This window comes from Pseudomonas nitroreducens, assembly GCF_024170165.1.
GTDB lineage: Bacteria > Pseudomonadota > Gammaproteobacteria > Pseudomonadales > Pseudomonadaceae > Pseudomonas > Pseudomonas nitroreducens_C.
Genome location: NZ_JALJXP010000001.1, coordinates 159,271 through 181,595, shown reverse-complemented (window position 1 = coordinate 181,595; position 22,325 = coordinate 159,271). Strand labels below are relative to the sequence as shown.

The following is a 22,325-nucleotide window of genomic DNA, read 5'->3' as shown; positions in this document are numbered from 1 at the left end:
AAATCCCCTGCGGCGCCCGACGCGCGGCAGGGGACAAATCGAGCCGGTTCGGGCTCTCAGTGTGCGAGGCCCCGCAGCGGGCGCCGGTGCCGGCTGCGGGGTATGGAAGCCAGTCTGCGCGTCGCGCCGCCGCCTCGGTTAGCCGAAAACGACCTGCGCTTGCCCGCCGCGGACATTCCGTCGGACAGGTGCTTGCCGCGCCCCGCCGGGCTTACCAGAATCGATGCAGACCCTGCCGCTCCCAAGGAGACCCGCGATGATGCACGCCGACCTGATCGACCAGGACGATTTCCGCGAACGCCTGCAGGCGCTGGGTTTCGCCGTGCCGCCGGGCATCACCGCCGAGCAGGCCTGCGAATACGCCGTGCGCGGCCTGACCCCGGAGCGCTCGCTGGCGCTGCGCCGCCTGGTGGAGGAAATGCTCGCGGGGAATGCGACCCTGCTGCCCGCCGTGCGCGAGGCGATCTCCCGGCAATTGCTGCCGGCGCTGGTACCCAAAGTGTGACAATCAGGCGCACAGGCAAGCATCGTTTGTGCGCGGTATCTCCCAGAAAATGGGAAATGGCTTACAGTTCGTCGGGGTGGTGGCCTAAGGGCATCATGTATCAAATATGATCCAATCCGTTTTTTTGGACGGACTGGCCGTACGGCCAGATGACAGGGATCGTAAGGATGCATGTTCTCTACCGTGGCTGGATGCCCGTCCTGGCATTCTGCTGTGCCTCGGCAAGCTTTGCCGCGCCACTCCCCTCGCCGGGCGACAACGACCTTCAGCGCCAGCGCCAGGAACAATTGCTGCGCGAACAGCGCCAGCGCCTGGAAGAGCTCCAGCAGCTCCCCGGCAAGGCGCCGACCGAGGTGCCGCCGACCACCGCGCCGGACACCCGTTGCTTCGCTATCCGCAGCATCAGTCTCGAAGGCGCCGAGCACCTCGACGCGCGTTCGCGCGAAGCGCTGCTGGCGCCGTACCAGGGCCAATGCCTGGGCGTGAACCAGCTCAATGAGCTGCTCAAGGGCATCACCGACCACTATCTCGCGCGCGGCTTCGTCACCACCCGCGCCTACCTGCCGCAGCAGGACCTCTCCAGCGGCGAGCTGAAGATCATCGTGGTCGAAGGCCGCTTCGAGGGCTTCGACCAGTCCGAGCTGGCCAGCGAGCGCGAGCTGGCGATGACTTTCCCCGGCACCACCGGCGAAGTCCTCAACCTGCGTGATCTGGAACAGCTGGTCGACCAGATCAACCGCCTGCCCTCGCGCCAGGCGCAGATGGAGCTGGTGCCGGGCAAGGAAGTCGGCGGCAGCAGCGTGCAGCTCAAGGGTGAGCGCAGCAAACCCTGGCGCGTCTCCGCCAGCCGCGACAACAACGGCGACGCGACCTCCGGCGAACAGCAGGCCGGCGTCGGCCTCGACTGGGACAGCCCGCTGGGCCTGGCCGACCAGTTCGGCCTGCGCTACGGCGAGGACGTGGTCAGCGACCACTGGAAGCACTCCGACAACCAGAGCCTGTGGTACAGCGTTCCCTACGGCTGGTGGACCTTCAACTACAGCTACAGCCGCAACTACTACCGCACCCGCAACGAAGACGCCGGCTTCGCCTTCAAGTACGACGGCGACAACGAAACCCACCAGCTGGGCGCCGAGCGCGTTTTGTACCGCGACGACGTGAGCAAGACCGGGGTGAACTTCGGCCTCAGCCACCAGCGCACGCGCAACTACATTGACGACACCCTGCTCGACGTCTCCAGCACCCACCTCAGCGAATTCAACCTGGGCTTCAACCATGGCCGGCGCATCGGCAGTGCCTTCGTCAACGCCGACATCGGCTGGCAGCGCGGCATCGGCGCCTTCGGCGCGCAGGACGACGAGCATGGCGCCCCGCACGGCAGCCCCACCGCCCGCTACAACAAATACAGCCTGACCCTGAGCTACCTGCAGCCGTTCACGCTGTGGGAGCAAGCCTTCAGCTTCGAAAGCCTCGCCACCGGCCAGCACAGCGAGGACGTGCTCTACAGCCCGCAGCGCATCAGCCTGGGCGGCCTCAGTTCGATCCGCGGCTTCAAGGACCAGACCCTCTCCGGCGACTCCGGCTACTACTGGCGCAACCAGCTGCGCTGGCGCCGCGCCGTGACCTGGGAACCGCTGCTGCCCTGGGTGCAGGAGTACGGCGTGGCCTACGCCTACGACTTCGGCGCCATCGAGCACGGCCAATACAACCCGGGCCTCTCCGGGCGCATGAGCGGCCATGGCGTGGAGTTCAGTGCGCGCGGGCAGTACGCCGCCGCCTCCGTGACCCTGGCGCGCTCCCTGGAGCGCCCCGACATCATCGAGCGACGCGAGCACCCGGTGTATTTCCGCGTCGACCTCTTCTTCTGAACCGCTTCGCTCTTTAGCTAGTAGCTGGCATCTGCCGGCACTTGGGAGATTCCCACATGGACGTACGCCATCCGTTGTACCAGGCCATCGCCAGCGTGCTTGCCGGCATCCTGATCCTCAACCCCATCGTCGCGGCAGCGGCCGAGCTGGCGGTGGACGCGGCAGCCGGTGGCAATACGCACCTGGGCGCGGCGGGCAACGGCGTGCCCGTGGTGAACATCGCCACGCCCAACGGCGCGGGGCTCTCCCACAACAAGTTCAGCGACTACAACGTCGGGCAGAACGGCCTGATCCTCAACAACGCCACCGGCAAGACCCAGTCCACCCAGCTGGGCGGGATCATCGTCGGCAACCCGAACCTCAAGGGCGGCGCGGCCAACAAGATCCTCAACGAAGTCACCGGGGCCAACCCCTCGCAACTGCGCGGCTACACCGAAGTGGCCGGGCAGGCCGCCCACGTCATAGTCGCCAACCCCCACGGCATCACTTGCAACGGCTGCGGCTTCATCAACACCCCGCGCGCCACGCTGACCACCGGCAAGCCGCTGATGGATGGCGAGCGCCTGCGTGGCTACGACGTCGACGGCGGCGAGATCAGCGTCGAAGGCGCCGGCCTGAACGCCAGCAACCTCGACCAGTTCGAGCTGATCACCCGCAGCGCCAGGCTCAACGCCGACCTCTACGCACAGCAACTCGCCGTGGTGACCGGCCGCAACCAGGTGGACGCCGAGACCCTCGCCGCCACCGCCAAGGCCGACGACGGCAGCGCCAAGCCGCAACTGGCCATCGACAGCTCCGCGCTGGGAGGCATGTACGCCGGCGCCATCCGCCTGGTGGGCACCGAGCAGGGCGTGGGCGTAAAGCTCGCCGGCAACATGGCCGCCAGCGGCGGCGACATCCAGATCGACGCCAACGGCCAGCTGACCCTGGCCCGCACCAGCGCCGCCGGCAACCTGCGCGCCAAGGCCAGCGACATTGCAGTCACCGGCCCGGCCTATGCCAGCGGCGTCGCCGAGCTGAACGCCAGCGGCCAGCTGAGCAACAGCCAGAGCCTCGCGGCTGGCCAGCGTGTCGCGCTCACTGCCGCTCAGGTCAGCAACAGCGGCGTTGTCGAAGCCGGCGTCGACCCGGACAACAGCCGCAACGCCCAGGGCGACGTGGCGATCACTGCGCAGAACCTGCGCAACAGCGGCAGCGTGGTCGCCAGCCGCAACCTGGATGCCAACGCCAGCGGCACCCTGGACAACCAGGGCGGCGCGCTCAAGGGCGCCACCACCCGCGTCAGCGCCGGCAGCCTGGACAACCGCCAGGGCCGCCTGCTCGCCAGCGATCAACTGACGCTCAACGCCGCGCGCCTGGACAACCGCAACGGCCAGGCCGTCGCCAACCGCCTGCAAGTCAGCGGCGGCGCGCTGGACAACCGCCTCGGCCTGTTCTCCGCCGAGCAGTCGCTGGACTTCACCCTCGACAGCCTGGACAACAGCGGCAAGGGCACCCTGGTCAGCAACGGCACCCTGCAGGCCCGCGTCCAGCACAAGCTCGACAACCAGGCCGATGGCCTGCTCTCGGCCAAGGGCGCGCTCGGCGTGCAGGCCGGCAACCTCGACAACCGTGACGGGCTGGTGGTCGGCGATGCCGGCGTGACCCTTTCCGGGGCCAGCCTGAACAACAGCGCGCTGGGCGTGATCAGCAGCCTGGGCGACCTGAAGCTCGACGTCGGCCAGCTGGACAACAGCCAGGGCGGCGCCCTCGACAGCGGCGCGGCACTGCGCCTGACGGCCAGCCAGGTGAACAACGCCCAGGGCAGCGTGAATGCCAAGGGCGATCTGCAGGCCAAGGCCGACAGCTTCAGCCAGCAGGGCGGCGAACTGCTCGCCCAGGGCGCGCTGAACCTCGAAGCCGGGCAGCTCGACAACCGCAACGGCGGCTTGGTCGCCGCCAACAACGGCGTCAGCGTCAAAGGCACCGACCTGCTCAACCAGGGCGGCGAAATCTCCAGCCGCGCCAAGGTCGCTGTGCAGGCTGCCAGCCTGGACAACGGCGCAGGCAAGGTGATCGGCGACGCCGGCCTCGACCTGCAGGTGCAGCGCATCGCCAACCGCGCCGGCACCCTGGCCGGCCGCGACGGCCTGAACCTCACCGGGCAGAGCCTGGACAACAGCCAGGGCGGCCGGGTGAACAGCCAGAACAGCCTCTGGCTGCAACTGGCCGGCGCGCTCGACAACAGCGGTAACGGCGCCCTGCTCAGCCAGGGCAGCCTGACCCTCAACGCCGGCAGCCTCGACAACCGTGGGGGCGCGGTCTCCAGTGCCGGCCTGCTGTTCTCCCGCCTGGCCGGTGCGCTCGACAACCGCGGCGGCAAGCTGCTCAGCGACGGCAGCATCGATCTTGCCGGCGCCGACCTGAACAACGCCGGCGGCATCCTCAGCGCCGCTGGCGACATCCGCCTGCAAGGCGCGAAGCTCGACAACAGCCAGCAGGGCCGCATCGTCACCGATGCCGCCATCCACCTCGCCACCGCCCAGCTGGACAACAGCCAGAGCGGCAGTCTCTCCGCGCGCGGCGTCATCGACGGTCGCATCGCTGGCCTCGACCAGCACGGCGGCGGCCAGCTGATCGGCCAGGGCGGCGTCGACCTCGACCTCCAGGGCGGCGCCCTGAACAACGCCGGCGGCCTGCTCGGCAGCCCCGGCCAGCTGGTGCTGCGCAACGTCGCCAGCCTCGACAACCGGGGCGGCGAAATCTCCAGCGACCGCGCCTTTGCCCTCACCACCGGGACGCTGCTCAACCAGGGCGGCAAGATCCTCTCCGGCGACCGGCTGACCCTCACCAGCGGCGCACTGAACAACAGCAACGCCGGGGTGCTCTCCGGCAGCAACGGCCTCAGCGTCAGCGCCGCCAGCCTGGACAACAGCCTGGGCGGCACCCTCGCCAGCCGCGGCGACCTGCTGCTGCGCAGCCAGGGTGCGCTGGACAACCACGGCGACGGCGCACTGGTCGCCAGCGGCCAGCTCGATGTCGGCAGCGCCAGTCTGAACAACCAGGGTGGCCTGCTGTCTGCCACCGGCGACCTGCTGCTGGCCACCGGCAGCACCGACAACCGCGACGGCCGCCTGCTCGCCCAGGGCCGCCTCGACGCCAGCACCGCCGACCTCGACAACCGCGACGGCGTGATCAGCGGGGCGCAGGGCCTCGACCTCGGCGCCGGCAACCTCCTCAACGGCGCCAGCGCCACCGGCAAGCCCGGTGGCCTGATCACCAGCCAGGGCGCGCTGACCCTGCGCGGCGGCAAGCTCGAAGCCACCGGCGGCGGGGAAATCTCCGCCAAGGGCGACCTGCACCTGATCGTCGCCCAACTGATCCAGCGCCAGGCCGCGCTGATCGGCGAAGGCAAGGTCACCCTCGACCTGGGCAACGGCGCCCAGCGCGGCGACTTCGACAACCGTGGCGGCCTGCTCAGCGCCACCGGCGCCCTGCAGATCAACGGCCTGGGCAACCTCGACAACCGGGGCGGGGAACTCTCCGCCAGCCAGGGCTTCGCGCTCACGGCCAGCGGCCAGCTCGACAACGGCGACAGCGGCCGGATCATCAGCGCCGGCCAGCTCGAACTGAACGCCGGCGCCCTGCGCAACGCCAGCCAGGGTCTGCTTTCGGGCTGGCAAGGCCTGGTGGTTAACGCCGCCACCCTGGACAACAGCAGCAGCGGCACGCTCTCCAGCCGCGATGGCGCGCTGACCCTGACGGTCAGCGGCGCGCTCGACAACCACGGCGCCGGCGCGCTGGTCAGCAAAGGCAACCTCGGCCTCGGCGCCGGCAGCCTGAACAACGCCGGCGGCATCGTCTCCACCCAGGGCGGGCTCGGCCTGACCGTGGGCGGCGACGTGGACAACAGCAACGGCGGCCTGCTCAGTGCCCAGGGCAGCCTGACCGGTAGTGCCAAGGCTGTGGATAACCGCGCCGGGCAGATCAGCGCCGCCAGCGTCGACTACGACGCCAGCAGCCTGAACAACAGCGGCGGCAGCCTGGTCAGCCAGGGCGCGCTGCGCCTGGGCCTGCTCGGCGCACTGCTGAACAACGGCGCCGGCTCGAAAATCGCCAGCGGCGGCCCGCTCAACCTGAGCGTCGGTAGCCTGGAAAACCGTGGCGGCCAGCTCGCCAGCCAGGGGCTGCTCAAGGTCCTCGCCGGGCGCTTCGACAACAGCGTCAGTGGCACCGTGGCTGCGCAGGACGACCTGACCCTGCAACTCACCGCCGAGCTGCTCAACGGCCAGGACGGCCTGGTCTTCAGCAAGGCCGGCCAGCTCAACCTCAGTGCCGCCAGCATCGCCAACGGCGGCGGCACCCTGCAGGGCCAGGGTGATACCACCCTCAAGGCCACCGGCGTCCTCGGCAACCAGAACGGCCGCATCATCAGCCAGACCGGCCAGCTCGACCTGGGCAGCAGCAGCCTCGACAACAGCAACGGCGGTGTCATCAACGCCGCCAACGGCAACCTCAAACTGGTCACCGGCACCTTCAGCAACAACGCCGGCACCACCCAGGCCAAGGCACTGGACATCACCGCCACGGGCGGCATCGACAACCGCGCCGGCCACCTCTCGGCGGTCAGCGGCGACAACCGCATCAGCACCACCGACTTCGACAACCGCGGCGGCGGCCTCTACGCCGGCAACCTGCTCTACCTGCGCGGCAACCAGCTGCTCAACGACGGCGCAGCACTTGGCCAAGGCGGCAAGATCGGCGCCGGCAACCTCGACGCCAGCCTGAGCGGCGCGCTGAACAACCAGTTCGGCCTGATCGAAAGCAGCGGCAACCTGACCCTCGGCGCGGCCAGCATTAATAACGTGCTGGGCGCTATCCGCGCACTCGGCCAGACGCCCGTGAGCCTGCTGCGCGCAGCCAATCCCAGCCAGATGAAGATCGCCAGCGGCGGCCTGCTCAACAACAACCTCGGCCGCATCGAAGGCGCCACCCAGGACCTGATCCTGCAGACTGGCGCCCTGCAGAACGTTGGTGGCAACGTGCTGCACGTCGGCACCGGCACCTTCGGCGTCGACCTCGGCCAGGCCGGCCAGGCCGGTGGCAACTTCACCTCCAACGGCAGCCTCACCTACCAGGCCGCCAGCTGGACCAACAACGCCATCATCCAGGCGCGTAACCTGAGCCTGGACATCGGCCAGCTCAACCAGGGGCAGTCCGGCCAGCTGCTGGCCGCGCAGAGCCTCATCGGCCGCGGCGGCAACTGGGCCAACGCCGGCCTGATCGCCAGCGATGGCACACTCGATCTCGATCTGAGCGGCAACTACACCGCCGATGGCCGCCTGAGCAGCCTGGGCAGCCTGTCCCTAGGCGCTGGCTACATCGGAATCGGCCAGAGCGGCAGCATTGGAGGCGGTGGCGCGACGACCCTCATCAACAGCAGCGGCACCCTCGACAACGGCGGTCGCCTGACCGCCACCCAGGACCTGCGCGTCAGCGCCGCCAGCCTCAACAACCGCGGCACCCTCGGCGCTGCCGGCAACCTCTACCTCGGCGCGCCGAACCTGCTCAACGAGAACGGCCTGATCTTCAGCGGCGGCAACATGCAGTTGCGCACGCAGAATTTCAGCAACCGCAACGCCGACCTCTACAGCCTGGGCACATTGCACATCGCCGCCAACGACCAGGAAGGGTGGGCGAGCAGCGTGCAAAACATCTCCGGCAGCTTCGAAAGCGGCGGGGCCATGACCCTGCTGGTGCAGGATTTCGACAACCGCCGTGCCGACGACTTCCAGATCGGCGAGCGCATTGTTGCCGGCAATTTCCGCATGTATGCCGACGACGTCTGCGATGGCAAGGGCTGCGAATTCAAGTTCCAGTCCTGGGAGCGCTATGAGGACATCATCCTCAAGGACGCGCCTCAAGCCTCGATCACCGCAGGTGGCGACTTCCGCTTCCGTGGCGACTCCTTCGACAACCTCTACAGCAGCATCGCCTCGGGCGGCAATATCGACATCCAGACGGCCACCTTCCGCAACCAGGGCGCCGCGGGCGGGGAAGAGCGTCACCTTGATGGCAGCTTCTATTCGCGTGATGACAACCTGTATTGGGCCGTTCGGAACAACAAAGACCTCTACAACCGTTACAACGATCCCAACTCGTCAGACTACAGTCCCGGCGCACTGACTCGACTGCAGATTCTTGAGTCTGGTGGCTATCCGGAGGGAAAAGCCTTTCGGAGCATGACCGAGTCCGTCATCCCTGTCTCCGGCACGCCCGCCGCCTCCGCGGTGATCCAGGCCACCGGCAATGTGACGATCAATGCCAGCGACAGCTTCGACAACAGCGTGGTGAAGCGCGACGCCGGCGCCCAGACCATCAGTCCGCGCGACGTCGGTGTTACCAACGGCGCCACCACCGTCCAGCTGGCGATCACCTCGCAGTTGCCGCCGGACCTCGCGCAGAAACAGGTCAACCCCGTCACCCTGCCGGGCTTCAGCCTGCCGCAGGGCGAAAACGGCCTCTTCCGCCTCAGCGGGCAGGGCGGCACCGGCGGCAGCACCGGCACTGTGCAGGGTGCGGGCGATCTCAGTTTCAGCGGCCAGAGCATCAGCGCCGCGCAGCGCGAACGGAGCCTCGACGGCGCTGCGGCTGGCGCGGGCAGCGTTGCTCCGGGTGGCAATGCCGCCGCCGCTGATGCTCAGTCGGGTGCGGCCATCAACGTCCCGCGCGTGCAGGGCCTGCCCAGCAGCGCTACGCCGGACAACAGCCACAAATACCTGATCGAGACCAACCCCGAGCTGACCAACCTGAAGAGCTTCCTCGGCTCCGACTACCTGCTCGGCCAGCTCGGCTACGACCCGGACAAGGCACAGAAGCGCCTCGGCGACGGCCTCTACGAACAGCGCCTGATCCAGCAGGCGGTGGTCGCCCGCACCGGCCAACGCTACATCGACGGCATGGCCAGCGACGAAGCCTTGTTCAAGTACCTGATGGACAACGCCATCGCCTACAAGGACAGCCTCCAACTGCAATTGGGCGTCGGCCTCTCCGCCGAGCAGGTCGCCGCGCTGACCCACGACATCGTCTGGCTCGAAGAAGCCACCATCAACGGTGAAAAGGTCCTGGTGCCGGTGCTCTACCTCGCCCAGGCCGATGGCCGTCTGGCCGCCAACGGCGCTCTGATCATGGGCAACGACCTGTCGCTGATCAGCGGCGGCAGCCTGACCAACCAGGGCACCCTGCGCGCCAGCGGCGACCTCGCCGCCAGCGCCGCCAACATCAACAACAGCGGCCTGATCGAAGCCGGTAACCGTCTCGATCTGCTGGCCGTCGACAGCATCCGCAACGCGGCTGGCGGCATCATCAGCGGCCGCGATGTCAGCCTCACCGCGCTGACCGGTGACGTCATCAACGAGCGCAGCATCACCTCGGTCGACGCCAGCAACGACGCCCACCGCATTCACAAGGAAATCGCCAACAACGCCGCCCGCATCGAAGCCCGCGGCGACCTGGAGGTTACCGCCGGCCGCGACCTGATCAGCGCCGGCAGTGTCATCCAGGCCGGCGGCAATGCCGACTTCACCGCCGGGCGCGACCTGCGCCTGGAGGCCGCGCAGGAAGTCGACAGCATCGACTTCCAGAGCCGCCGAATCACCGGCAACGTCACCAGCGTCACCCAGCACGGCAGCGAGGTGCAGGTTGGCGGCAACCTCGAACTCAACGCCGGCCGCGACCTCAGCGCCGTCGCCAGCCGGATCGACGCCGCCCGCGACATCGCCATGAGCGCCGGGCGCGACGTAGTCCTCGCCTCCGCCGCCAACGAAGAGCACAGCGACGCCAAGTACAAGGGCGGCGGCAAGAAGATCACCACCCAGGAAGACCACGTCGGCCAGCAGGCCACCGAGGTCAACGCCGGTGGCGACGTCCTGATCAGCGCGGGCGAAAACCTCACCCTCGTCAGCAGCAAGATCGGCGCCGGCAACGAGGCCTACCTGGTGGCCGGCGACAAGATCGAACTGCTCGCCGCCAACGACAGCGACTACTCGCTCTACGACATGGAGGAGAAGGGCGGCTGGGGCAAGAAGAAAACCCAGCGTGACGAAGTCACCGACGTTCGCGCCGTGGGCAGCGAAATCAGCGCCGGCTCCGACATCACCCTGTTTAGCGGCGGCGACCAGAAGTACCAGGGCACCAAGCTGGAGGCGGGCAATGACATCGCCATTCTCAGCGGCGGCGAAGTCACCTTCGAGGCGGTCAAGGACCTGCACCAGGAAAGCCACGCCAAGGAAGACAGCGATCTCTCCTGGACCAGATCCAAAGGCGAAGGCAAGACCGACGAGACACTGCGCCAGACCCAGATGATCGCCCAGGGCAACATCGCCATCAAAGCCGTGGACGGCCTGAAGATCGACTACAAGCACATCGATAAACAGTCGGTGAGTCAGGCTATCGATGCGATGGTCCAGGCCGATCCGAGCTTGGGTTGGTTGAAGGAAGCTGAAGCTCGGGGGGATGTGGACTGGCAGCGAGTTAAGGAAATACATGACTCCTACAGCTACAGCCACTCGGGCATGGGGCCAGCGACACAACTCATCGTGGCAATTGTGGCGGCTGCGGCTGGCGGCATCGCTGCAGCCGGAGCTCTGAGCGCTGCAGGCGCTGGAACCGTTGTCACCGGTATTGGCGTGGGCGCTGCGGGAAGTTTGGCGGGAACCGCTGGCGTCAGCTTTATCAACAACAAGGGCAACCTTGGTCAAACCCTAAGTGACACCTTTGGCAATGACAGCTTGAAGCAGGCCGCGATTGCCGGTGCTGTCGGCGGTGCCACAGCGGGTTGGTTCAACGATTGGAGCGGCGCTGACACGCACATCAAGATCGTCAACGGAAAGACCGTTGCTGATCTAAGTAGCTGGAGTGGCATAGGTAGTTTTGCGGCAAACCAGGCAATGCAGAACACCACCTCTGCTCTACTGAGTCAGGCGCTGGGACAAGGCGGTGGACTGGGCGACGCACTGCAGAACAGCCTCTACAACACTTTCGCTGCCGCCGGTTTCAACGCTGTAGGCGACTTTGGCGGCACCTATGATCTGCAGTCTGGCAGCCCCTCCATGATTGCTCTTCATGCCTTGATGGGCGGCATGGTTGCGGAAGCCAGTGGCGGTAGCTTTGCCACAGGTGCTGCAGCTGCAGGCGCCAACGAAGCTCTCGTGGCAAGCCTGGATGGGGTCTTTAAGAACTTAAGCCCAGATAATCGCGAAGCACTGGTCACCATGAGTGCACAGGTCGTAGGTGTCCTCGCCGGAGCCTTGCAGAGTCCTGATGCGGATAGCAAAACCCTTGAGAGTGCGGCTTGGGTAGCCAAAAACTCGGCGCAATACAACTACCTTGCGCACGAGCTGGAAGACTTTGAACGTGAAGCCGCAACGTGCCGAGCAAAGAACAATTGTGATGAGGTGAAGGAGAGGTTTAGGCAGCTGAGTGTCGCCAATGATGACCAGTTGGCAGCCGTCTGCTCTGTGAACCCGGGCGGATGTGTCAACGCGTTCGGCTACCTTGTCACTGAGCGGCTGGAGCTCCAACAGAAAATTGAGGCTCTGTACGTCAACGATCAGATTCCACTTGATATGAAGGCGGATCTGCATCGGTACAACATGCAGAACATCGCCGCTGTCGGGCAGTTGATCAAGGCAAGCAAGACGCTTGACCTAGAGTCCATGGGGATCTCGGCGGAAAAAGCTGATTGGGGTGCGAGCTTAGCAGCTGCTATTGTAGGTGTCGCACTAGGTAATAAGGGCGGTGCTGCAAAAGGGGCTGTAGGTGGTAAGGCTATTGAGTTTGACGGCCAGTTCTACTCAGTTGACGGACTTAAGTTCAGCAAGAGCTACTATGACCGACTGTGGGAACAAGGTAGACCTGCACCCTTTGTTCAAGCGAAAGAGGTTTTGGCAAGTAGTCCTAAAATCACTCCTGATCCGCGAGGCGCTGAAGGGTACTTCCGTTATGAAGGTGCGGGCCTGGAGATGATTTACAATCCGTCAACAGGACAGGTTGGGCACATTCAACCAATAAGGCCTAAATAATGGATATCTGGGAAGTTTTGCAGGATGAACTGGAGCGCTATAGAAGCAGCGCTCTTGCTGTTCGGCATTGCACGAATGCTTACGAAGCTAGGTGTGTGGTGCTAATTAAGGAGATTTCAAGTAAGTCTTTCGATGAGGCTCAAGGCTTTTTTGATGAGCTTTATGAAATACAGAGTAAGTTGGCAATTGCCAAGTATAAGTATGAATTCAAGCTTGCTGATAGGCTTGACGAGTTTGTGTATTGCTTTGAAAGAGATGACTCTCTCTCAAGGGAATATTGGTATAAGAATTTTAGAGCGGGGTTGGAGTGGCCCCATGAAGAATAGAGAATCTCAAAATAAGAAACCCCAGCCACCGAGCTGGGGTTTTTATTGCCTGTGATTTACCGCCGCCTACCTCGCTGCTCATGATCCGCCTGGTACAACGACTGCGCATCGGACACCAGCAACAACAGCGCGCGGCTGATCTGGAAAACGTTGCTGATGGGTATGTCATCCACATCGACCCTTTCCAGCACAGCGAGCAGGTCGAGCACGGCACCGAGCCGATCTTCCGCCGCGTCATACAAGGCCTCGGCGGGCGCATCGGTGTTCAGGAACAGCGTGGCGTCACGAAGAAAGTGACTGTGCTGTGACGCCGTTGCCAGCGGGATAAACCCGTGGACGGCGGGACGTGTGGACGGGTGTGACGTATGATTCGCGTCAGCCATGGGTCAGCTCCTAATTAGCTGCTTGTGGTTAGCGGGCCGGCGGTGTTGACGCACCGTCGGCTCGCGTCTTTTTCGTTCTGTTGAAACTCCTTTACGTGATCCGTGCCGCTCGGCAGTTCAGGATCATGCTCTGTTTATACGCCGCTGGCCGAAGAGTCGATCTTGCGATAAACGGTCGTCAACCTGCTGCGTACTTTCGAAAATATGTGGTTATTTTATCGTTTTCAGATGGCGGCTTTCTACGCCTCTGCGCGCATTCCACCGCGTCCCGCAAGGTCTTGGGAAACGGCTGACGGGTTTCCCGATTGAGTTCGCTAAGGTCGGAAATTCGTCTTTTCGATCTTTAACAACAAGAGCTTTTAAAGGGTAGGAAGCTCGGCGCAGACATCCCTGTCACAACTCCGTTGCTCGCCTGCACCCCCGGCCCCGCCATCCCTGGCGGGTCGCTCGCCGGGGCAACGCACGCGTTGCCAAACCCCGGCTCGCCCTACAAGGACAGCCTGCAGCTCTCCGTCGGCGTAGGCCTCTCCGCCGAACAGGTCGCGGCCCTGACCCACGACATCGTCTGGCTCGAAGAAGCCGAGGTGAACGGCGAGAAGGTCCTCGTCCCGGTGCTCTACCTCGCCCAGGCGGAAAACCGCCTCGGCCCCACCGGCGCGCTGATCCAGGGCCAGGACGTCACCCTCATCAGCGGCGGCGAACTCAACAACGCCGGCACCCTGCGCGCCAGCAACAACCTCAGCGCCAGTGCCAGCAACCTGAGCAACAGCGGGCTGATCCAGGCCGGCAATCGCCTCGACCTGCTCGCCGACGACAGCATCCGCAACGCCGCCGGCGGCATCATCGCCGGGCGCGACGTCAGCCTCATCGCACTGACCGGCGATGTGATCAACGAACGCAGCGTCACCCGCATCGACAGCGCGCAGAGCGCCAACCGCACCTGGACTACCAGCTTCGCCGACAGCGCCGCCCGCATCGAGGCCGCCAACAGCCTCGACATCAGCGCCGGCCGTGACGTCAGCAACCTCGGTGGCGTGCTGCAGAGCCGTGGCGACCTGTTCATCGGCGCAGACCGCGACGTCAACATCGCCTCGGTAGAAGTCACCAACGGCCAGCTCAACGGCCGCCGCTACTACAGCGAAACCACCACCCAGCTTGGCGCCGAAGCCAGCGCTGGCCGCGACCTCGACATCAGCGCCGGGCGCGACCTCAACGCCGTCGCCAGCCGCCTCGACGCTGCCCGCGACGCCGCCCTGAGCGCCGGCCGCGACGTCACCCTCGCCTCGGCGGCGGATGAGAGCCACAGCTATAGCAACACGCGCAAGACCAAGAGCAAGAGCGATCTGGTCGAGCAGCAATCCACCGTCCTCACGGCCGGTGGTGATGTGTCCCTGTATGCGGGACAGGACCTGGGCGTCATCGGCAGCCAGGTCAAGGGTGGCGCAAACGTGGCCCTGGACGCCGAGCGCGACGTCGCCATCGTCGCCGCGCAGAACGAGCAGTACGCCTACCTGTACAAGAAGAAGGAAGGGTCGTTCGGCAGAAGCAAGACCAAGACGTCCGAAAGCTATGCCGATACCAACGTCGCGTCAGTGATCCAGGCCGGTGGCGATCTCACCGTCAACGTCAGCCAGAACGCCAGCGGCGCAGTCAGCCTGAATGGCGGGCGCGACGTTACTGTCGTGGGCAGCCAGCTCAACGCCGGCCATGACCTGCTGGTCGGTGGTCAGGGCAACGTTGCACTGCTGTCCGGTAGCGAAGAGCACGGAGCCAGCAGCAGCAAGACGAAATCCGGCTTCGCTGGTCTGTCCAAGAAAGGCGAAAGCCAGCTGAAAACCAGCACCACCCAGGTAGGTAGCGAGCTGAATGCCGGGAATGATCTGGTAGTCGTCGCCGGCAAGGACATCGTCATGCAGGGCAGCACCGCACGCGCCGGCCAGGATGCTGACCTGCGCGCCGGGCTGATCGACGCTACCGGCGACATCCGCCTGGAGTCCGCCACTGAATCCAGCTACAGCCACTCCGAGGAGTATCGCAAGAAGTTCGGCTTACCCAGCATCGGGGAATCTTTGAAGGTTGGTCTGCCCTTCGTGAAGAACGACATAACCCTGGGCGAGAACAAGCAGCAGGGTAACAAAGGGGCGACCACCACCAGCGTAGGCAGTCAAGTCATCGCCGGTCGCGATGCCAACCTCAACGCAGCACGTGATATCGACCTCGTGGGCAGCAGCGTGGCCGCCGGACGCAATGCCAACCTGAATGCAGGTCGCGACGTGAATATTGTCGCGGCCGCCGACAGTGCGGAAAGCAGCAACTGGTCCAAGCGCAAGACTATCGGCATCAGTCAGGACAGTGACCGCAATGGCTTCAGCTCCTTCGCCGGTGAGGAGAAGACGCGGGATACCAACAAACAGACCAGTCAATTGGCTGCCGAAAGTGCGATCACGGCTGGCAATGACGCGAGCATCGTCGCCAAGCGTGACATCAACATCTTGGGCTCCGACGTTGATGCCGGCAGGGACATCACTCTTCAAGCGGGCCGGAACATCGCCGTCGCGGCCATGCCGGAGCTCAGCACCTCCGCCAGCACCCACAGTGTCGAGCGCAATGGCGCCTCCGGGAAGATCAGCCATAACTACGGCGATACCGTCGATGCCATCCAGGGCGCGGGCAAGGGCGACAACAACGTCAGCAAGGGTTCCAGCAGCCTCAAGGCCATCGACAGCATTGGCCAGTTCTTCAATGGCCCCACAGGGGCGGGCCATATCGGCAACGCTAAGGAGTCGTCGAGCAGCACCCAGGTAATCCAGGGCAATCGTGGTTCGAACCTGGATGCCGGGCGCGACGTCACGATGATCGCCGGCAATGATCTGCTCGTGCAGGGTGGTTCCATTCAGTCGGGGCGCGACATAGCACTGGCCGGCAACAACGTGACCATCGATGTGGCTCGCGGCAGCAACGTCACCGAGAGCCAGCAGAAGCGCAGCCAGGGCGGCATCAATGGCGGCACAAGTGGGGGTATCAAGGCCGGCATCGGCGGCAGCAGCGGCACGATCGACGATCAGGGAACCCAGGGCACGTCCTCTTCCGCGCAGCTGGCAGCCGGGCGTGACCTGCTGATCGATGCGCGCAACGACCTGACCATGACCGGCACCCAGGCCACGGCCGGGCGGGACATGACCCTCTCGGCCGGTAACGACCTCACCATCCGTGCCGCTCAGAACGACTCCAGCAGCGACAGCAACCGTCACAGCGGTGGTGGCGAGGTTGGCTTCACCTTCAGCAACGAGGGCGTAGGCGTCTACGCCAGCGTGGATGTCGGCAAAGGCAAGCTTGACCGGGACGGCGCCAAGCAGCAGCAGGCCAACTTGCAGGCCGGCGATCAACTCGCGTTCATCAGCGGCCGGGACACCACCATCGCGGGGGCAACGCTGCGCGGCGAAGACGTCATCGGCCGGGTCGGACGTGACCTCACCGTCGCTTCCGTACCCGACACCGGCAGCGCCAGCGGCCGCCAATTCGATCTCAGCGTTACCGCCACCATCGGTCCGGGCGCGGGCGTCAGCGGCTCGGTGGGTGTCGGCAAGACCACCGGCACCACCAATTGGGTCGAGCGGCAAACCAGCATCACCGCTGCCGACAAGGTGGACATCCGCACCGAAAAGCACACCCAGCTCGACGGCGCGTTGATCGCCTCCGATCGCGGCAACCTCAAGCTCGACACCGAAACCCTCGGCTACAGCGACATCGCCGGCAAGGACAAGGAGCACAGCTACTACGTCAACGTCGGTGGCAGCACCAAGGCCGCCGGTGGCAAGGAGCTCGCCCTGCAAGACAAGACCCAGGTTGGCAAGGGCGAACCTGGTGAATCCGGCTGGAGCATCAGCGGCTACGACTACGAGAAGGACCGCCAACAGATTGTCCGGGCCACCGTGGGGGATGGCGAGATCGTCGTGCGCGGCGACGCGCAGAGCGGCACCGACTCCACGGCGGGGCTGAACCGCGATGTGGATAAGGCCTATGAGGTCACCAAGGATCATGAAGAGCGGACGGACATCTATGCCAGTAAGTCTTCGCTGGAGGCGGTGGCTGATCCGGTAGGCACCGTCACTGCCTGGAAGGAGAGCGTTGAGAACACTCCGGAGCACATTGCAGAGCAGGTCAAGCAAGTGCTGGAGCCAATCGAGACGTTGACGACGGGGTTCAAGGAAGGTGTTCGCCAAGCCGAGTTGATCGACAAGTTTGCCTCGGGTACGCCTACGGAGCGTGCTGAGGCATCGCGAGAGCTTCTCAGGAACGTGACGAGGGGCGAAAGCGATACGGCAAATGGAAAAGTACTGGCCGATGCCTTGGCCAATCTTGCACAAACCAACCCTGCGGCCGCTGCCGACATTCTCGTACTTCTGGGTCAGCAGAATGGCAACGGTATTCAGCAAAACCTAACAGCGAAGGGCGGTGTAAGCGGCCTGTTCGCTGCGGTTGCAGAGGTCTTGATTGCGAGTGGCGCCAATCAGAACCGGCCATATGCTGATCCAGCCGGCGGGGACAATATTGATCCAACCACGCAGCTCCCAAGCTGGACGTCTGGAGCTACTGACGCGGCGACGCTATTCCTGGCGAAGCGGATTATCCTCACCCTGTACCCGGGACTCTACGCAAACCCGATCTTCCAGCCAGATAACTCACCGCTGACCACACCTGTCGTTGATACGACTCCTTGGGTGCCTGGGAGCAGTGGCTACGGGGCAGGTGGGAAAATAGAGCTGCCCACGCATACCGGCGGAGACCAGATTCCGCAGGTTGAGAGTGGGAATACTGGGTTCCCGGTGAGTGAGTTGCCGTCGCCGGGGATTATGCATAAAGATCAGGATGATCTTTATGCCGGAAGGAGCGATGCATTTAATTCAGCCAAGAAAGACTTAGGGATTCCACGATATAAAGAGCCAGATTCTATAGATCGGGCTTTAATGCAGGACATAAATGGCAAAAATATACTTGACGCTAATGGTAGGCCGATTTGGACTAGGGAATATACCTTTAAGAGATCTGATGGTAGCGTAGTTGTTATTCAAGAGCACTCGGCTGGCCATCAATATGGTCAAGGTGGTGTTGGGGATCAGGGGGCTCATTTTAATGTTCGGCCAATTGAAAACACTAGAACAGGATCTGTTCCTGGGACAAAGGATCATTACTCATGGTAACTGATATGAATAACTGGCTTGAATGCCTGATGAGCGATAAAGAGATTAAGGCCGTATATGGAGAGGATATACCTGATCTTAAAGGCTTAAGCTTTCATGAGGTTGCCATTAGCAGGGATGGTCCTAAAGTTTCGATTAGATTTGACTTAGGGGATTTTCCTAGTGATCCGCCTAAGAAATGGGTAGCAAACGGATTCAACTGCGTTCAAATTGTCCTAGCCTTCTCTGGTGTTACGGATTTTGAAATGAAGGGTTGGGGGTTGGATAACGTTGGGGGGATACATGTTTTTAGGGAAAATGATCTGGTGATATTGGAGTTGTTTGGGGATGGTCTGTATATGAGGCTTAGGTCTGATTTTTCTTATGTTGAAAAAATATCTGCGTATAAGAATTGAACTAACGAAATGAGGCGGTATGTAAGTCGCGGGGGTAAAGAAAGAAGGCTGAAAAGAGGCTGAAAAGGGGACAGATTTATTTTTCTACTCTAAAGCTAGATGCAGAGTCAGGATTAGAGCATCGAAAATAAATCTGTCCCCTTTTTCTTGGGTGGAGTAGCCAGAAACGAGAAAAGGGACAGATTTATTTCTCTACTCTGAAACTGGGCCCGGACTGAAAAGGGGATAGGTTTGTTTTTCTACTCTAAAGCTGTCTGGCGAGTCGGGATTAGAGTGAAGAAAATAAATCTGTTCCCTTTTTCTTCTTTCTTCTTAAAGATTACGCTTAGAAATTTCTCCACGTCTTCTCAATAAACAGGCGCCAGCTGGACTATTGATGTCGTAGATAAAGCAATTAACGGTGGTCGAACTGTGGAGATTAAGTTCAAGTGATTGAATCAATTTATAAGGCCGTATTGAAGAGTGCGTTTGGGCTTTCAATGGGTGTCATATGGCAGCATATGGCGGTTGAGTTGTCCGGCGTATCTGTCGATTACAAAAAACGAGCTGAGACTTTCTTTTCTCTTGTCGAGTGGCTCATGTCAGAGGGACATCTGAAGCTAGCGCATGATGGTGTATTCCTTCAGGGCAGCATCCAAGATCAGTTGGCTGTTCTTAAGGGAGCGTGGCCTGACAATCCTGGCGAGGATGATCTTGATGGGTTCGGTTTTTGGTTTTTAACTGAGGCCCCTGCTGGAGCGGTTTGGATAGACTCCGATGGGAAGGAGTTCTGGACATAGGGCGAAAAGGGGACAGATTTATCTTTCTACTCTAAAGCTGGCTGGCGAGTCGGGATTAGAGTGCAGAAAATAAATCTGTCCCCTTTTTTCTCTGAGGTCAGATAGTTTGACGGTGACCTATACTTTCGAGGGAAAAACTAGGACTCGGATTTTTGAAAATGAAGCCAATAGAGTTCCCAGAGAATTGTGATGGTCACTGAAGATATTGAGCTGGTTAAAGATATATTTTCTATCCTGGATGCCGGGATTGTTGAGGGATACGACACCTTCATTTTTGAGGTGGAAATAGGCGATGGCTATATTGATGTTGAATTATCTGTTGAGTTAAATGGCTCAAAGACGACCAATGCAAAAACAAACTTCAATTATTCGATTTTGTATGGGCTCGTGAAGAGGTTGCGAGCTAACGCTGATCAGCGGGGAGAGTGCTGGGACTCATTTGTCATGTCTTATAGTAAAGGCGGGCAGGTTCATACAAGTTTCAAGTATGCATAGCTGTTGTGCCCCGCCAAGGAATAGAAAAGTGGGCAAATTTATTTTTCTACTCTAAAGCTGGCTGATGAGTCGGGGCTAGAGTTTGAAAAATAAATCTGTCCCCTTTTTCTCTTCAAGCATTGTTCCGACTAGTCCAACTCCAAAATTGGTTGATTAAATGAATTTAAATATTAGAAATTCTGTGATTGTTGCTCTTGTTCAGGCGCTTTTGGGTGCTGTATCTGAAAATTTTAGAGTTGTTCTCGTAAGGTTCTCTGAAGGGCTGCACGTAGAGTTTTATATTGATCAGAAGCTTGAGGAGGATATGGAGGAGATTGACGATGTGATTACTGAATTTGATTCATTGGTCATGGGTATTTGTGCTGTTTCTATAACTTTTGAAGTGAATGTGGGTGTGGAGAAAGTGGATTTTTCTGGGGCGGATGTTGTTCCTGTATATATCCGGCGTGGATAGAGAAGTGGACGGAGGAAGGGGTGGATTTATTTTTCTACTCTAAAACGATCTAGCGGGTCAGGATTAGAGTGAAGAAAATAAATCTGTCCCCTTTTTCCTTACGGCTATGGTTCAAATGGGAAGGAGACGCGAATAAATAATGAATAAAATTGTGGAATTGAATGAAATTCTTATTGCTCACAACTGCTTGAATGAAATTAGTATTGGCATGAGTGATGATAGGATGGCCTATGATTTATATTTATCAATATCGGACTCTGAAAGAATAGGGGCTAATGTTGTGCGTATCAGATTCTCTGATGTCAGCCAATTTACGGCCCGTGATTTTGGTGGCGGACTGACCCAGTTGATGCATATGCGCGTGGATAAATTGAATTCTGGATTTGATAGGATGCGTTATCAACTGAGCGATATTGAAGATAAAAAGCTTTCATTTTATTTCTCATCATTCTCGGTTGATTAGACACCGGAAAAGACTCAGCGAAAAGAGGACAGATTTATTTTTCTACTCTAAAACTGGCTGGCGAGTCGGGATTAGAGTACAGAAAATAAATCTGTCCCCTTTTTCACTTCGCTTATTCCTGGCGCACTTCCTCCGCTAGCTCGGGGTGCGTCTTGAGGATGCCGAACAATTTGACCAGAGCGACCGGAGGCTCGGTTTCGCCACGTTCGTAACGGCTGAAAGCGTTCGGGCCGCCACCGAACAGCTCTCCCGCTTCACGCTGGGACAGGTGCAGGAGTTCCTTGCGGACTTCGCGGATCAGCGTCTGGTGGCCGGCTGCCTGATTCACCTGGCGGCGATGCTCGGCCATGGCCTGCATGACACGCTCGCTCTCGGTTGGCCCGGTGATGGACTCGCCGCAGGCGTCGCACCAGTCAGCCCCGACCTGGGGGATGGTGGTGAGCTGCCCCTTGTACGTGTAGGGCAAGTCGCGGATGGCGTGGACCAGGTCGGCCTGGCCGCAGACCGGACATAGCATGGTCACTTCTCCTTGAATGAAACGATGAGCAAGTCGCCCTGCAGGGTGAGCTTTACGTACGCCCGTTGGCCGTTCACCCACGGGTGATAGACGTCCTGCCAGATGCTGTGGTCGGCGTAGGTGGTCATGCTCTTGTAGAAGTCCGCCGAGGTTAGGCCGGTAATGACCGCCAGGACCTGTTCTGTGGACTCCAGCCCCAGTTCGAGGGCGCCTTCCAGTGCCACGCGGGTGAAGCGATATCGCCGCCCGGCAATGGCGAGCCTGATCAGCGGAAGCTTGTGGTGAGGCGTGCGCTTTTCCATCGAACGAAATTAACCTTATAGGTTAATTTCAGCCACGGCAATCCGGTCGTTTCGGAATCACCTTACCGATGTCCTAGACTGGCCCCTTCCCTTCGCAGGAGAGCCGTCATGACTACAGCCACTCCCTTCCTCATGTTCCAGGGCGGCGTCGCGCAGGCGGCGCTGGATTTGTATCTCGCTACTTTTCCCAACTCCCGCGTGGTGCACGTGGAGCGCTATGGCGCCGGGGAGCCGGGGCCGGAGGGGACGATCAAGGTGGCGCGGTTCGAGGTGTGCGGGCAGGCATTCCTGTGTTCGGACAGCCCGGTGAAGCATGACTTCGATTTCACGCCGTCCAGTTCGATCTTCGTGGAGGTCGAGTCGGGGGAGGTGCTGGAGCGGATTTTCGCGGTGCTGGCGGAGGGTGGGCGCGTGTATATGCCGTTGGGCGACTACGGCTTCAGCCCGCGCTTTGGCTGGGTGAGCGACAGGTTCGGGGTGTCGTGGCAGCTGAGTCTGGTGCGCTGAGGGGCAACCTGCAGGAGCGCCCCATGGGCGCGGTCGCGGGCATGGCCCGCTCCTGCAACGACCCCCTCT

The 22,325-nt window shown here is 61.6% G+C and carries 14 protein-coding genes; 11 read left to right on the top strand and 3 right to left on the bottom strand.

All coding sequences use genetic code 11. The features are described 5' to 3' along the window. The first annotated feature begins 256 nt into the window (after positions 1-256). From J2T47_RS00745 to J2T47_RS00730, 4 genes are all read left to right on the top strand, one after another. Complete coding sequence (locus J2T47_RS00745; RefSeq protein WP_081519030.1) at positions 257-505, top strand: hypothetical protein; 249 nt, start codon at positions 257-259, stop codon at positions 503-505. A gap of 191 nt (positions 506-696) precedes the next feature. After that, entirely contained in the window at positions 697-2,373 is a 1,677-nt protein-coding gene (locus tag J2T47_RS00740) for a ShlB/FhaC/HecB family hemolysin secretion/activation protein (RefSeq protein WP_437180947.1), read from the top strand. Positions 2,374-2,429: 56 nt separating this feature from the next. Further along, the gene (locus J2T47_RS00735) at positions 2,430-12,434 is read left to right on the top strand and encodes a two-partner secretion domain-containing protein (protein ID WP_253441557.1); all 10,005 of its coding nucleotides are present in this window, start codon (positions 2,430-2,432) and stop codon (positions 12,432-12,434) included. Further along, positions 12,434-12,760 (top strand): hypothetical protein, encoded by a 327-nt coding sequence (locus J2T47_RS00730; RefSeq protein ID WP_253441556.1) that lies wholly within the window; start codon positions 12,434-12,436, stop codon positions 12,758-12,760. Before J2T47_RS00735 ends, J2T47_RS00730 begins: the two co-directional genes overlap by 1 nt. Positions 12,761-12,816: 56 nt before the next feature. Here J2T47_RS00730 and J2T47_RS00725 read toward each other — a convergent pair whose 3' ends face one another. Continuing rightward, complete coding sequence (locus tag J2T47_RS00725) at positions 12,817-13,143, bottom strand: hypothetical protein (RefSeq protein WP_253441555.1); 327 nt, start codon at positions 13,141-13,143, stop codon at positions 12,817-12,819. Between the two features lie 404 nt (positions 13,144-13,547). On the opposite strand from J2T47_RS00725, the gene J2T47_RS00720 reads away from it, so the two are divergent. The 6 genes from J2T47_RS00720 (at position 13,548) to J2T47_RS00695 (ending at position 20,930) form a co-directional block, all read left to right on the top strand. Next, positions 13,548-18,344: a hemagglutinin repeat-containing protein gene (locus tag J2T47_RS00720; protein ID WP_253441554.1), complete on the top strand. Its 4,797-nt coding sequence runs from the start codon at positions 13,548-13,550 to the stop codon at positions 18,342-18,344. Next, positions 18,338-18,739: an Imm50 family immunity protein gene (locus J2T47_RS00715; RefSeq protein ID WP_253441553.1), complete on the top strand. Its 402-nt coding sequence runs from the start codon at positions 18,338-18,340 to the stop codon at positions 18,737-18,739. Before J2T47_RS00720 ends, J2T47_RS00715 begins: the two co-directional genes overlap by 7 nt. Before the next feature lie 428 nt (positions 18,740-19,167). Next, a complete protein-coding gene (locus J2T47_RS29305; protein ID WP_253441552.1) occupies positions 19,168-19,518 on the top strand; it encodes a DUF596 domain-containing protein in 351 nt (116 codons plus the stop codon). 189 nt (positions 19,519-19,707) lie between these two features. Continuing rightward, entirely contained in the window at positions 19,708-20,013 is a 306-nt protein-coding gene (locus tag J2T47_RS00705) for a hypothetical protein (RefSeq protein ID WP_253441551.1), read from the top strand. A 157-nt stretch (positions 20,014-20,170) separates the two neighbouring features. Continuing rightward, the gene (locus J2T47_RS00700) at positions 20,171-20,467 is read left to right on the top strand and encodes a hypothetical protein (RefSeq protein WP_253441550.1); all 297 of its coding nucleotides are present in this window, start codon (positions 20,171-20,173) and stop codon (positions 20,465-20,467) included. A 139-nt stretch (positions 20,468-20,606) separates the two neighbouring features. Then, positions 20,607-20,930, top strand: a complete 324-nt coding sequence (locus J2T47_RS00695; RefSeq protein WP_253441548.1) for a hypothetical protein — start codon at positions 20,607-20,609, stop codon at positions 20,928-20,930. Positions 20,931-21,042: 112 nt separating this feature from the next. On the opposite strand, the gene J2T47_RS00690 is transcribed toward J2T47_RS00695, so the two are convergent. Further along, a complete protein-coding gene (locus J2T47_RS00690; protein ID WP_253441547.1) occupies positions 21,043-21,447 on the bottom strand; it encodes a type II TA system antitoxin MqsA family protein in 405 nt (134 codons plus the stop codon). A 2-nt stretch (positions 21,448-21,449) separates the two neighbouring features. Continuing rightward, on the bottom strand, positions 21,450-21,749 hold the full coding sequence (locus J2T47_RS00685) for a type II toxin-antitoxin system MqsR family toxin (RefSeq protein ID WP_253441546.1): 300 nt from the start codon (positions 21,747-21,749) through the stop codon (positions 21,450-21,452). Positions 21,750-21,857: 108 nt separating this feature from the next. On the opposite strand from J2T47_RS00685, the gene J2T47_RS00680 reads away from it, so the two are divergent. Beyond that, positions 21,858-22,256, top strand: a complete 399-nt coding sequence (locus J2T47_RS00680) for a VOC family protein (protein WP_253441544.1) — start codon at positions 21,858-21,860, stop codon at positions 22,254-22,256. Positions 22,257-22,325: the final 69 nt, after the last annotated feature.

Coding starts and splice junctions, on each gene's coding strand:
- J2T47_RS00745 (WP_081519030.1), top strand. CDS start 257: ATGATGCACGCCGACCTGATCGACCAGGACGATTTCCGCGAACGCCTG.
- J2T47_RS00740 (WP_437180947.1), top strand. CDS start 697: ATGCCCGTCCTGGCATTCTGCTGTGCCTCGGCAAGCTTTGCCGCGCCA.
- J2T47_RS00735 (WP_253441557.1), top strand. CDS start 2,430: ATGGACGTACGCCATCCGTTGTACCAGGCCATCGCCAGCGTGCTTGCC.
- J2T47_RS00730 (WP_253441556.1), top strand. CDS start 12,434: ATGGATATCTGGGAAGTTTTGCAGGATGAACTGGAGCGCTATAGAAGC.
- J2T47_RS00725 (WP_253441555.1), bottom strand. CDS start 13,143: ATGGCTGACGCGAATCATACGTCACACCCGTCCACACGTCCCGCCGTC.
- J2T47_RS00715 (WP_253441553.1), top strand. CDS start 18,338: ATGGTAACTGATATGAATAACTGGCTTGAATGCCTGATGAGCGATAAA.
- J2T47_RS00705 (WP_253441551.1), top strand. CDS start 19,708: ATGGTCACTGAAGATATTGAGCTGGTTAAAGATATATTTTCTATCCTG.
- J2T47_RS00700 (WP_253441550.1), top strand. CDS start 20,171: ATGAATTTAAATATTAGAAATTCTGTGATTGTTGCTCTTGTTCAGGCG.
- J2T47_RS00695 (WP_253441548.1), top strand. CDS start 20,607: ATGAATAAAATTGTGGAATTGAATGAAATTCTTATTGCTCACAACTGC.
- J2T47_RS00690 (WP_253441547.1), bottom strand. CDS start 21,447: ATGCTATGTCCGGTCTGCGGCCAGGCCGACCTGGTCCACGCCATCCGC.
- J2T47_RS00685 (WP_253441546.1), bottom strand. CDS start 21,749: ATGGAAAAGCGCACGCCTCACCACAAGCTTCCGCTGATCAGGCTCGCC.
- J2T47_RS00680 (WP_253441544.1), top strand. CDS start 21,858: ATGACTACAGCCACTCCCTTCCTCATGTTCCAGGGCGGCGTCGCGCAG.